Origin of the sequence: Eubacterium uniforme (assembly GCF_900167115.1) — a bacterium.
In the GTDB taxonomy this organism is placed as follows: domain Bacteria; phylum Bacillota; class Clostridia; order Lachnospirales; family Lachnospiraceae; genus Eubacterium_S; species Eubacterium_S uniforme.
The window spans coordinates 144,471-156,876 of the sequence record NZ_FUXZ01000003.1 but is presented as its reverse complement, the minus strand read 5'-3'; the positions used below and the strand labels follow the sequence as shown (position 1 = coordinate 156,876).

Here is a 12,406-nt window from a genome sequence, read left to right as displayed (position 1 = left end):
CAAAGGAGAAAAGAAATGAAATTTTTCATTGACACAGCTAATGTAGAAGACATTAAAAAAGCAAACGATATGGGTGTTATTTGTGGTGTTACAACAAATCCATCACTTATCGCAAAAGAAGGTAGAAATGTAACAGAAGTATTAAAGGAAATCACAGAAATCGTTGATGGTCCTATCAGTGGCGAAGTAAAAGCTACTACAGTTAAGGCTGAAGATATGATCAAAGAAGGTAGAGAAATCGCTGCTCTTCACAAGAACATGGTAGTTAAGATTCCTATGACAGCTGAAGGTCTTAAAGCAACTAAGGTTTTAGCTAGTGAAGGTATCAAAGTTAATGTTACACTTGTCTTTTCAACTAATCAGGCTATTTTAGCAGCAAATGCTGGTGCAGCTTATGTATCACCATTTATTGGTAGAATTGATGACATCAATATGGATGGTATGGCTCTTATCGAAGAAATTGCAGAAGTATTTGCTATTTATGGATATGAAACAGAAATAATTGCTGCTTCAGTAAGAAACACAACACATGTTACAAAGTGTGCTCTTGCTGGTGCTGACATCGCAACAATTCCTTATGGAGTAATTGCTCAGATGGTTAAGCATCCACTTACTGATCAGGGTATTGAAAAATTCATTGCAGACTACGTTGCTGTATTTGGTGAATAAATTAGAACTTAATAATTCTTTTTTTCATAAATGAATTTCCTTAAAAAGGGTTATCCAAAATTTTGGGTAACCTTTTTTATGTTTGCATAGTATAACAATTAACCTTGAATTTATTGATTTTATATAAGTATTTGTTGATTTAATTTATTGACTTTACTTGAAAAAAGTCTATAATATTTATTAGAGTAAATAAATAAAAGACGGAGGAACTTATCATGGAAAAGAAAAACATTGATTGGTCAAATATTGGATTTGGCTATGTTAAGACGGATAAGAGATTTGTTTCAAATTTTAAAAACGGTGCATGGGATGGCGGTGTACTTACAGAAGATGACACAATTACAATATCAGAGTGTGCAGGTGTTCTTCAGTATGCACAGACTGTATTTGAGGGATTAAAGGCATATACAACAGAGGATGGTAGAATTGTAACATTCAGACCTGACCTTAACGCATCAAGATTTGCTGATTCAGCTAGAAGACTTGAGATGCCTGTATATCCAGAAGATAAATTTGTTGAAGCAGTATTAAATACAGTAAAGGCTAATGAAGCTTATGTACCACCTTATGGAACAGGTGCTACACTTTATGTTCGTCCTTATATGTTTGGTAGTTCTCCAGTTATTGGTGTTAAGCCAGCTGAAGAATATCAGTTTAGAGTATTTACTACACCAGTAGGTCCTTACTTTAAGGGTGGCGCTAAGCCTATTACAATTAGAGTAAGTGATTTCGATAGAGCAGCTCCTCATGGAACAGGACATATCAAAGCAGGTCTTAACTATGCTATGAGTTTACATGCTATTGTAACTGCTCATGCAGAAGGCTTTGATGAAAATATGTATCTTGATCCACAGACTAGAACAAAGGTTGAAGAAACAGGTGGAGCTAACTTCTTATTTGTAACTAAAGATGGTAAGGTTGTAACTCCTAAGTCAAATAGTATATTACCATCAATTACACGTCGTTCACTTATGACAGTTGCTAAGGATTATTTAGGACTTGAAGTTGAAGAAAGAGAAGTTTTATTTGATGAAGTTAAGGATTTCGCTGAATGTGGATTATGTGGTACAGCTGCAGTTATTTCACCAGTAGGTAAAATCGTAAATAAGGATCAGGAAATCGTATTCCCAAGTGGAATGGAAGAGATGGGTCCTATTACTAAGAAGTTATATGAAACTCTTACAGGTATCCAGATGGGTAGAATTGAAGCTCCAGAAGGATGGATTGTAGAAGTTAAATAATTATAAAATGTTTTAAACGCAAAAAGGATGTAGCTTATGCTACATCCTTTTTTATACTATTTAATTCTTTTTATTTTACTAAATGAACCAAATACTTTATTCTTTCCAACTGTATAATATGCTCTTACTTTGTAGTAACCTTTATCAGTTAGTTTTACTTTTAAGTTTCGCTTTTTAGCCGAATTTGTATTCTTTATTGCTTTGTAACGACCATTCTTTTTGCTTGCTTTATAAATTATATACCCGCTTGTTGATTTATCCTTAGCCCATGTAAGTTTATATGAGTCTGCGTTTTTAGTAATTTTAAATTTCTTAACTGTCTTAGGAACATATACTGAAATTGGTTCTGTTCCGTTACTTGAATCAATTTCATTTTTTGCATATGCGCGAATACTATATAAATATGTATGTCCTTCTTTAGCTTTTTTATCTATAAATTTTGTTGAAGAAGTAGTACCAATAAGTTTATAAACTCCATTAGTTCCTGTGCTTCTGTATACTTTATATTTTGATGCTTTTGAAACCTTGCTCCATTTAATTGTAAGTTTGTTTGTAGGTCTACTTACAGTAGTTTTTTTTATGTTGGCAAGTTTATTCTTTCCTGTTTTTATGTATTTATAAGTTTTGAATGAATCAAACATTTGCTGAACATTTTTTGATCTATTAGCAAATAACGATATTTTGTTAGTTGGTGTTTGTCCAAATCCGTAACCTTTTCCGTTGATATCTAAATAATCGCTAGCAGCTTTTGAAGCCCAACCTGTACCATATTTATCCCATTGTTTTATTTGTGGCCAAGCAGGTTCCCAGTAAAATACGCCAATACCATCAGATTTATTATCAAAATTATAATCGATGCTATTAACAGTGTTGATTAATGCTCTTAGAAATGAGGCCTGTCCCTGAACTGAAACACCATATGGATATTTTGTTTTGTCGTTATCTCCATATGTTGGATAGTTTGTTTCGGCAACCATAATCTCTTTCTTTGTGGTATCACCAATTTGTGAAAGAGTAGAGTATAAGTTCTCTAAATCACCGTGAATATCAGGGTAATATGATGTAGCAAATACATCGTAATCAGTAACACCGTTTCTTTCTAGTTTCGCATATATTGTTCCACAACCTTTATTAGGCTCAGTGAAATGAAGAACTCTTTTAATAGAAGCCTTATTCGCATTATTAAAATCAGTAACTGCTTTTAAACCTGCATTTAAATAATTACAGTAGTTTTCATTTAATAATCCACCACTTCCAGGTTGCCATGTACGTTCAGAAACAAAACCGTTATTAATTTCATTTCCAATTTGAATCATACCAACATTGATTTTATCTTTAGCAAATGCATTAAGTACAGTTTTGGTCCAACCATAAATTCTATCAGACACTTCGTTAGGGTTTAGTTTTGTCCAATCCTTAGGTGCAATGAACTTGCTAGGGTCAGTCCAAAAATCAGAATAATGTAAATCAATTAGGACTTTCATATTAGCGTTGGTAGCTCTTTTTCCTATTAAAAGAGCAGTATTTAAATCGTTGTTACCACCGCCATAATATTCACCGTTTGCATTTTTAGGATTGTTCCATATTCTGACACGAATGTAATTAGTTCCACTTTCGTGACAAAGTTCGAAAATATCTTTCTTATTACCATCTTCATCACAATATGTAACACCACCTTTTTCTAAGGCGATAATACTTGAAATATCCATTCCAAGTGCAAAGTCATCATTGATGTTGACTTTATTAACCTTAACGCTTTCATTAACTGGTTCAGCGCTAACAGTTACTGCACTAGCAAATACTAAACTGCAAGCGCAGATTAATGGTTTAATGTAATTCTTTTTCATAAATTCTCTCTCTTTCTATTAATTGTTCTCCCATCTTCCTGATGCACCACAAGGAAGTACTAATCCGGTATCCTTAACAGGAAGTCCAAGTTCATCACTGTGTGTATGTCCACCGAATTTCTTTCCGACTTCAGTTTCAATCATATATGTGAGAACTGAAGGTGCGAGACCTGTCGTATATGAGTTAACTAGGAAGAAGAGAGGTTTGTCTGAAAGAATCTTTGTACAGAGTTTGATAAAATCGTGAATGTTATCTTCGATTTTCCAAATCTCACCTTTAGGACCTCTTCCGTATGAAGGTGGATCCATAATAATTCCGTCGTATTTGTTACCTCGTCTGATTTCTCTTTCGACAAATTTCTTACAATCATCAACAAGCCAACGTATAGGCTTATCTGATAAATTGCTTGAAGCAGCATTTTCCTTAGCCCAGTTAACCATACCCTTTGATGCATCAACATGAGTTACAGCAGCACCAGCAGCTGCGGCGGCAATTGTAGCACCACCAGTATAAGCAAATAAGTTTAATACTTTAACTTCCTTATCAGGATTCTTTTTCTTTTCCTTCTTTATTATAGAAGAAAACCAATCCCAGTTAGCTGCCTGCTCTGGAAATAATCCTGTATGTTTAAAACTAAAAGGTTTTAAGTTGAATGTTAATTCTTTATAATTGATAGTCCAACTTTCGGGTAAATCAAAGAATTCCCAGCTTCCGCCACCTTTAGCACTTCTGTGATAATGTGCATTAGGACTTTTCCAAAATTTATTACTTTTAGGTGTATTCCATATAACCTGAGGATCAGGTCTAATCAACATAAAATCTCCCCATCTCTCAAGTTTTTCACCACCTGAAGTATCAATTACTTCATAATCTTTCCAACCATCTGCAATAATCATTAATGTTTCTCCTGTATATTTAATAATTTGAAGTATTATATAGAGAATATACAAATACTTCAAAAATGCTTTGCATTATTTCAGTATGTTATCAAATCACTTCGTGATTTACAGATTTATTGCATAAGTCTGTGGAACTTGCAAAATGCAAGTTCTGATAACATATATAATTTTACCTATTGGAGTTATTAAAGTCAACTTGAACATATTGAGAAAAGATGATATGATAGAAAATGTTTAAGGAAAGGTTTCCATAAACAAAAAAGAGAAGGAGAAATTGGCTAAAAATGAAGAAGAGAGATGTTTTAAAACTGAAAATAAAAAAGAATGTAATAATGGAGTTGGTGCTATGCACAATGTCTGTATTATGTATAACTGCCTGTAGCGGTAAAAAGAAGGGAAATGCTAGTTATAAGAAAGACGAAAGTAATAAGGAAACAACTTCAAAGGTATCGGATGATGGAGATGAGAATAATGTTCTACCTAAGATGTATGATATTAATAATGGTGAATATCATAACCTTGATGATAAGTATGGTACCTGCTATGAGGTATTCTTGAGAAGTTTTTGTGATGGTAATGGAGATGGAATAGGTGATATAAAAGGTCTTATTAGTAAACTTGATTATATTAATGATGGTAATTCTGAGACTGATGATGATCTTGGCGTTGATCAGATTTGGCTTATGCCAATTCATCCATCGCCTTCATATCATAAGTATGATGTTGTAGATTATATGAATATCGATGAAGTGTATGGAAATCTTGATGACTTTGATAACCTTGTCAATGAGTGTAATAAGAGAGGAATTAAACTTATCCTTGATATGGTTTTCAATCACACATCCTCAGAACATCCCTGGTTTAAGGAAGTGTATAATGAAATAAGTGCACTTAAGCATGGAGAAAAGATTGATAAGAATAAATGCAGCAAGTTTTTTTCATACTATAATATAACAGATGAAAAATCAGGTAGCGGTTATAGACAGATTGGTGAAAGTGATTATTATTATGAATGTCAGTTCTCAGGTGGAATGCCTGACTTAAATCTAGCAAATGCTGATGTAAGAAAAGAACTCGAGAAAGTTATGAAGTTCTGGCTTGATAAAGGTGTATCCGGATTTAGGTTAGATGCTACTACATATTATATGAGTGGTGATTTAGATGGAAACATTGATGTGTTAACATGGCTTAATAATTATGTTAAATCTGTAAAGGAAGATGCTTATATAGTTGGTGAAGCATGGACTAATGAACCAACTTATTCAGCAATGTATAAGAGTGGAGTAGATAGCTTTTTTAACTTTGAATTTGCTGATAAGGGTGGAGTGATTTCTTCTATATTAAATGGAAGTAAAGATGCATCTTATTTTGGTGAGATGGTTTGCAAGTTTAATGATGATTTTGAAAGTAATAATGAGAATTTTATTGATGCTCCATTTTTAAGTAATCATGATACTGGAAGGGTGGCTGGATATTTCGCTGGAGATGAAGCAGATGAAAAGATTAAGATTGCCTGGGCTATGAATATGCTTCAGGGTGGAAGAGCCTTTCTATATTATGGAGAGGAACTTGGTATGAAGGGTTCTGGTGCTGATGAAAATAAGAGAGTTCATATGTATTGGAGCGATGAAGAGTATGCAGGCATGACAGGAGATCCTGAAGGTTCAACATTTAAAATGAAGTATGAATCATATGAAAAACAAAAGGATGATCCATATTCAATTTATAATTTTATGAAGCAAAATATTAAGCTTAGAAATATTTATCCTCAGATAGCCAGAGGAAAGAATGAACTTTTAGAAGAATTATCAGATAAAAACATATGTGCTCTTAAGAAAGGTGGATTAGAAAGTTTTAAAACTTTTGAGGATGGAGCAAATGCCCTTACAGATGAACAAAAGAATGAATATGCAAAAGAGTTATATATAGTAATAAATACTTCTGAAGAAGAAACAGAAGTTGATATAAGCAAATGCGGTTTCATTTTGAAAGATAATAAGGTAACGGATGAAGAGACAAGGAAATGGATAGTGGGAATTTTACAAACAAATGAAGAATATCCTGATATGAAGGATGGAAAGTTAATTATGCCAGCATATTCGATTGCTATTTTATCTAAATAGATATTATTTGTATATAGAAGAAAAAAGTATGGTTATATTTGCCGGAGTGAGAATTAATTGTTTTATGCTATTGATTTTTGCTTCGGCATCTTTTATATTTATAGGTACGGAATTTATAGTTATACTAATAAGAAAAAAATTAATTTATTTTAAAATAAGGGTTGCAATTATTTGCATTTTATGTTAAAGTAATTTTTGCTGTGGCATGATAGCTATGAAGCGTGAGGTTGCTACATTAATAAAATGTAGGTTTTCCGTGGAGCGAATGTCAAGTTCAGGAAACTGGCGACAAGTCACTGTACTAAACAAGAATGTCCACTTGAGGTAAGTGGAAACAACGTGATGTGTTTTTTTTATTAACGAAAAGGACACACACGGAAGTGTGTACAGTCACCGCTTGTCGTACTAAGTTCAAAAGTACGAAAAGGAGGCGACTTTTTTTATGGCAAGTCAAGTAATGAGAATTACACTTAAAGCTTATGATCATGCATTAGTTGATCAGTCAGCTGCAAAAATTATCGAAACTGTAAAGAAATCAGGAGCAAAAGTTAGCGGACCAGTTCCACTTCCAACAAAGAAGGAAGTTGTTACTATTTTAAGAGCCGTTCATAAGTACAAAGACTCTAGAGAACAGTTCGAGCAGAGAACTCATAAGAGACTTATCGATATTGTAGAGCCTACACAGAAAGTTGTAGATGTTCTTACAAAGTTAGAAATGCCAGCAGGTGTTTATATCGATGTTAAAATGAAAAACAAATAATCCAGTGTATTTAGAATGATCGCAGAGCGATCCGCTGTAGATTAACAGGAGGAATTTAAAATGAAGAAAGCTATTTTAGCTACAAAAATTGGTATGACTCAGATCTTCAATGAAGATGGAGTTCTTACACCTGTTACTGTACTTACAGCTGGACCATGTGTAGTAACACAGGTTAAGACAGTTGAAAACGATGGATACAGTGCAGTTCAGGTTGGTTTTGTTGACAAAAGAGAAAAATTAGTTAACAAGCCAGTTAAAGGTCACTTTGACAAAGCAGGAGTTTCTTACAAGAGATATGTAAGAGAATTCAGATTTGAAAATTCAGAAGAATACTCAAATGGTGATGAAATCAAAGCCGATGTATTTGCTGCAGGAGATAAGGTAGATGCTACTGCAATTGCAAAGGGTAAAGGATTCCAGGGTGCTATTAAGAGACACGGTCAGTCAAGAGGTCCTATGGCTCACGGTTCTAAGTATCATCGTCATGCAGGTTCAAACGGTGCTTGTTCAAGTCCAAGTAAGGTATTCAAAGGTAAGAAGATGCCTGGACACATGGGTGCAAAGAAGGTTACAACACAGAATCTTGAAGTTGTTAGAGTTGATGTAGAAAACAACATCATTTTAGTTAAGGGTGCTGTACCTGGACCAAAGAAAGCTTTAGTAACTATAAAAGAATCAGTTAAAAGCGGTAAGTAGTATTTGGAAGGAGGATAACACAGATGGCAAAAGTATCTGTTTATAATATGGAAGGCAGTGTTGTTGGCGACATTGAACTTAACGACAGCGTATTTGGTGTAGAAGTTAATGATCATCTTGTACATTTAGCAGTTGTTAATCAGTTAGCTAATAATCGCCAGGGTACACAGAGTACTAAAAACCGTTCAGCAGTTAGAGGCGGCGGTAAGAAGCCTTGGAGACAGAAGGGAACAGGTCATGCAAGACAGGGTTCTACAAGAGCTCCACAGTGGACTGGTGGTGGCGTAGTATTTGCTCCACAGCCAAGAGATTATTCATATAGTATTAATAAGAAAGAAAAGAGAGCAGCTCTTAAGAGTGCTTTAACATCAAGAGTTAATGAAGAAAAAATCTTCGTACTTGATGAACTTAAATTTGATGAAATTAAGACAAAGAAATTTGTTGAAGTTCTTAACAACTTAAAAGTAAACAAAGCATTAGTAATCATTGGTGAGAACGATGCTAACGTTGTTAAGTCAGCTAAGAACGTTGCAAACGTAAAGACAGCTTTAACAAACACAATTAACGTATTTGATATTCTTAAATATGATAACGTTGTTATTACAAAAGCTGCTGTTGAAAAAATCGAGGAGGTGTATGCATAATGGCAAATATTCAGTATTATGATGTAATCCTCAAACCTGTTATCACTGAGAGAAGTATGAACGCTATGGCAGATAAGAAATATACTTTCTACGTACATGTTGATGCTAACAAGTCTCAGATTAAAGAAGCAGTTGAAAAGATGTTCGAGGGAACAAAAGTTAAGAGTGTTAATACAATCAACTTAGATGGCAAAGAAAAGAGAAGAGGCAGAACAGTTGGTAAGACTGCTGCTAAGAAGAAAGCTATCGTAACACTTACAGAGGACAGCAAGGACATCGAAATTTTCGAAGGTCTATAAAAAGTCCATTTATACGCAATAAAAGCGTGATAACAAATTGAAACTGAAAGGAGAAATAAAATGGGAATTAAAACATATAACCCATATACACCTTCAAGAAGAAATATGACTAGCTTAGATTTCGCTGAAATCACAAAGAGTGTACCAGAGAAATCACTTACAACTTCACTTAAGAAGACAGCTGGTCGTAACAATCAGGGTAAAATTACAGTAAGACACCATGGTGGTGGATCTAGAAGAAAATACAGAATCATCGACTTCAAGAGAAGAAAAGATGATATTCCAGCTGTTGTAAAGGCAATCGAATACGATCCAAATAGAACAGCTAACATCGCACTTATCTGCTATGCAGATGGTGAAAAGACATACATCCTTGCTCCTAACGGATTAAAGGTTGGACAGAAAGTTATGAATGGTGCTAACGCTGATGTTAGAGTTGGTAACTGCTTACCACTTGAAAACATTCCAGTTGGTACAGAAGTTCACAACATTGAGCTTTATCCAGGTAAGGGCGGACAGCTCGTTCGTTCAGCTGGTAACAGCGCACAGCTTATGGCTAAAGAAGGCAAGTTCGCTACATTAAGACTTCCTTCAGGCGAAATGAGAATGGTTCCAGTTATCTGCCGTGCTTCAATTGGTACAGTTGGTAATGGTGAACACAACCTTGTTAAAATCGGTAAAGCAGGACGTAAACGTAACATGGGTATCAGACCTACAGTTCGTGGTTCCGTTATGAACCCTAATGACCATCCACACGGTGGTGGTGAAGGTAGAGCACCTATCGGACGTTCAGGCCCTTGTACTCCTTGGGGTAAGCCAGCACTTGGTCTTAAGACTCGTAAGAAGAACAAGCAGTCTAACAAGATGATCATCAGAAGACGTGATGGAAAGAACATGAAGTAAGGAGGTAGTACACTATGGCAAGATCATTAAAAAAAGGTCCATTTGCGGATGAGAGCTTATTAAAGAAAATTAACGCTATGAACGAAAGCGGTGACAAGGCTGTTGTTAAGACATGGTCACGTCGTTCAACAATTTTCCCACAGATGGTAGGACATACAATTGCCGTTCATGACGGTAGAAAGCATGTTCCTGTATATGTTACAGAAGATATGGTTGGACATAAACTTGGTGAGTTTGTTGCTACTAGAACTTACAGAGGACATGGTAAAGACGAAAAGAAGTCTCGTTAGTTAATCGAATTTTGAAAGGAGGTCTCATCTCATGGCTAAAGGACATAGATCCCAGATTAAGAGAGAGAGAAATGCTAATAAAGATACAAGACCATCAGCAAAATTATCATTTGCTAGAGTGTCTGTACAGAAAGCATGTTTCGTATTAGATGCTATCAGAGGTAAGGATGTTGAGAGTGCATTAGGTATTCTTGCTTACAATCCAAGATATGCATCAAGCGTAATTGAAAAATTATTAAAATCAGCTATAGCAAATGCTGAAAACAATAATGGTATGAATGTTGATAATCTTTACATTGAAGAATGTTACGCTAACAAAGCAACTACAATGAAGAGAATTAAACCAAGAGCACAGGGTAGAGCTTACAGAATTGAAAAATTAACTAGTCACATTACTATCGTGCTCAACGAAAGATAATAGGAGGTAAACATGGGACAGAAAGTAAATCCTCATGGCTTAAGAGTCGGTGTAATCAAAGACTGGGACTCAAAGTGGTATGCTGAGAGCGGTGATTTCGCAGATAACCTTGTTGAAGATTACAACATCAGAAAATTTGTTAAAAATAAATTAAAGAATGCCGACATATCAAAGATTAATATTGAAAGAACTAATGATAGAGTTAAAGTTATGATTTCAACAGCTAAGCCAGGTATCGTTATCGGTAAGGGCGGTGCTGAAATCGAAAAGTTCAAAGCTGAACTTAGTAAAGTAGTAACTGATAAGAAGTTACTTGTTGAAATTGTTGAAATTAAGAGACCTGAAAGAGATGCACAGCTTGTTGCTGAAAACATTGCAAAGCAGCTTGAAAACCGTGTATCATTCAGAAGAGCTATGAAGTCAACAATGTCAAGAACAATGAAGGCTAGAGCACTTGGTATCAAGGCTGCATGTTCAGGACGTCTTGGCGGTGCTGATATGGCACGTACAGAGTTCTATAGTGAAGGAACAATTCCACTTCAGACATTACGTGCAGACATTGATTATGGATTTGCTGAAGCAGATACAACTTACGGCAAAGTTGGCGTAAAGGTTTGGATCTACAACGGCGAAGTTCTTCCTACAAAGAATAATAGTGAAGGAGGAAACAACTAATGTTAATGCCAAAAAGAGTTAAACATCGTAAACAGTTCCGTGGTTCTATGAGAGGTAAGGCACTTAGAGGTAATAAGATTACTAATGGTGAATTCGGTATCGTAGCTTTAGAACCAGCATGGATTAAATCAAATCAGATTGAAGCAGCCCGTGTAGCTATGACAAGATACGTAAAGCGTGGTGGTAAAGTTTGGATTAAGATTTTCCCAGATAAGCCAGTTACAAAGACACCAGCTGAAACTCGAATGGGTAAAGGTAAAGGTGCTCTTGAATATTGGGTTGCAGTAGTTAAACCAGGCCGTGTAATGTTTGAAATTGCCGGTGTTCCTGAGGAAACAGCAAGAGAAGCGTTAAGACTTGCTACACATAAACTTCCTATTAAGTGTAAAGTTGTTTCTCGTGAAGATTTAGAAGGCGGTGATAACAGTGAAAATTAGTAAATATGTAGAAGATTTAAATACAAAGTCAACTGCAGAGCTTAACAACGAATTAGTAGCTGCTAAGAAGGAGCTTTTTAATCTAAGATTCCAGAACGCTACTAATCAGCTCGACAATACAAGCAGAATTAAAGAAGTTAGAAGAAATATTGCAAGAATTCAGACAATTATTGTTGAAAAAACAAAAGCTGCTGAATAATCCTTAGAAAGGAGAATTGTTGTGGAAAGAAATTTAAGAAAAACACGTACAGGTAGAGTTGTAAGTGATAAGATGGATAAGACTATCGTAGTTGCAGTTGAAGATCACGTAAAACATCCATTATATAACAAAATCGTAAAAAGAACATACAAGCTTAAAGCACACGACGAAGAGAATCAGTGCGGTATTGGCGATACAGTAAGAGTTATGGAAACAAGACCTTTATCAAAAGATAAGAGATGGAGACTTGTGGAAATCATTGAAAAAGCAAGATAATTTGCAATTGATTAGTAATTAAGGAGGAA

The 12,406-nt window shown here is 35.0% G+C and carries 16 protein-coding genes; 14 read left to right on the top strand and 2 right to left on the bottom strand.

The window, feature by feature from the left end; translation table 11 throughout:
• Positions 1 to 15 precede the first annotated feature (15 nt).
• Both fsa and B5D16_RS02315 read left to right on the top strand, forming a co-directional pair.
• Positions 16 to 669: a fructose-6-phosphate aldolase gene (fsa, locus tag B5D16_RS02320; protein WP_078765355.1), complete on the top strand. Its 654-nt coding sequence runs from the start codon at positions 16 to 18 to the stop codon at positions 667 to 669.
• Between the two features lie 215 nt (positions 670 to 884).
• Positions 885 to 1,910: a branched-chain amino acid aminotransferase gene (locus B5D16_RS02315; RefSeq protein ID WP_078765354.1), complete on the top strand. Its 1,026-nt coding sequence runs from the start codon at positions 885 to 887 to the stop codon at positions 1,908 to 1,910.
• A 56-nt stretch (positions 1,911 to 1,966) separates the two neighbouring features.
• Here the strand turns inward: B5D16_RS02315 and B5D16_RS02310 are convergent, their stop codons facing one another.
• Positions 1,967 to 3,757 carry a glycosyl hydrolase 53 family protein gene (locus tag B5D16_RS02310; RefSeq protein ID WP_078765353.1) on the bottom strand — a complete coding sequence of 597 codons (1,791 nt, stop codon included), beginning with the start codon at positions 3,755 to 3,757 and terminating at the stop codon, positions 1,967 to 1,969.
• An 18-nt stretch (positions 3,758 to 3,775) separates the two neighbouring features.
• Entirely contained in the window at positions 3,776 to 4,654 is an 879-nt protein-coding gene (locus tag B5D16_RS02305; RefSeq protein WP_078765352.1) for a class I SAM-dependent methyltransferase, read from the bottom strand.
• A 287-nt stretch (positions 4,655 to 4,941) separates the two neighbouring features.
• Here B5D16_RS02305 and B5D16_RS02300 point away from each other — a divergent pair, with 287 nt between their 5' ends.
• From B5D16_RS02300 to rpsQ, 12 genes are all read left to right on the top strand, one after another.
• Positions 4,942 to 6,780: an alpha-amylase family glycosyl hydrolase gene (locus B5D16_RS02300; RefSeq protein ID WP_078765351.1), complete on the top strand. Its 1,839-nt coding sequence runs from the start codon at positions 4,942 to 4,944 to the stop codon at positions 6,778 to 6,780.
• A 442-nt stretch (positions 6,781 to 7,222) separates the two neighbouring features.
• Entirely contained in the window at positions 7,223 to 7,540 is a 318-nt protein-coding gene (gene rpsJ, locus B5D16_RS02295; RefSeq protein WP_078765350.1) for a 30S ribosomal protein S10, read from the top strand.
• Positions 7,541 to 7,600: 60 nt separating this feature from the next.
• Positions 7,601 to 8,236, top strand: a complete 636-nt coding sequence (gene rplC, locus B5D16_RS02290; RefSeq protein WP_078765349.1) for a 50S ribosomal protein L3 — start codon at positions 7,601 to 7,603, stop codon at positions 8,234 to 8,236.
• A 23-nt stretch (positions 8,237 to 8,259) separates the two neighbouring features.
• The gene (rplD, locus tag B5D16_RS02285; RefSeq protein WP_078765348.1) at positions 8,260 to 8,880 is read left to right on the top strand and encodes a 50S ribosomal protein L4; all 621 of its coding nucleotides are present in this window, start codon (positions 8,260 to 8,262) and stop codon (positions 8,878 to 8,880) included.
• On the top strand, positions 8,880 to 9,179 hold the full coding sequence (rplW, locus tag B5D16_RS02280; protein WP_078765347.1) for a 50S ribosomal protein L23: 300 nt from the start codon (positions 8,880 to 8,882) through the stop codon (positions 9,177 to 9,179). The genes rplD and rplW overlap by 1 nt, the downstream gene beginning before the upstream one ends.
• Positions 9,180 to 9,239: 60 nt before the next feature.
• Entirely contained in the window at positions 9,240 to 10,082 is an 843-nt protein-coding gene (rplB, locus tag B5D16_RS02275; protein ID WP_078765346.1) for a 50S ribosomal protein L2, read from the top strand.
• 14 nt (positions 10,083 to 10,096) lie between these two features.
• Positions 10,097 to 10,372 carry a 30S ribosomal protein S19 gene (gene rpsS / locus B5D16_RS02270; RefSeq protein WP_078765345.1) on the top strand — a complete coding sequence of 92 codons (276 nt, stop codon included), beginning with the start codon at positions 10,097 to 10,099 and terminating at the stop codon, positions 10,370 to 10,372.
• Between the two features lie 31 nt (positions 10,373 to 10,403).
• Positions 10,404 to 10,790, top strand: coding sequence for a 50S ribosomal protein L22 (gene rplV / locus B5D16_RS02265; protein WP_078765344.1), 387 nt, complete (start codon positions 10,404 to 10,406; stop codon positions 10,788 to 10,790).
• A 12-nt stretch (positions 10,791 to 10,802) separates the two neighbouring features.
• Positions 10,803 to 11,465, top strand: coding sequence for a 30S ribosomal protein S3 (gene rpsC / locus B5D16_RS02260; protein WP_078765343.1), 663 nt, complete (start codon positions 10,803 to 10,805; stop codon positions 11,463 to 11,465).
• A complete protein-coding gene (gene rplP / locus B5D16_RS02255; protein ID WP_078765342.1) occupies positions 11,465 to 11,902 on the top strand; it encodes a 50S ribosomal protein L16 in 438 nt (145 codons plus the stop codon). The genes rpsC and rplP overlap by 1 nt, the downstream gene beginning before the upstream one ends.
• Positions 11,892 to 12,101: a 50S ribosomal protein L29 gene (gene rpmC, locus B5D16_RS02250; protein ID WP_078765341.1), complete on the top strand. Its 210-nt coding sequence runs from the start codon at positions 11,892 to 11,894 to the stop codon at positions 12,099 to 12,101. Before rplP ends, rpmC begins: the two co-directional genes overlap by 11 nt.
• Positions 12,102 to 12,122: 21 nt before the next feature.
• Positions 12,123 to 12,377, top strand: a complete 255-nt coding sequence (gene rpsQ / locus B5D16_RS02245; RefSeq protein ID WP_078765340.1) for a 30S ribosomal protein S17 — start codon at positions 12,123 to 12,125, stop codon at positions 12,375 to 12,377.
• Positions 12,378 to 12,406: the final 29 nt, after the last annotated feature.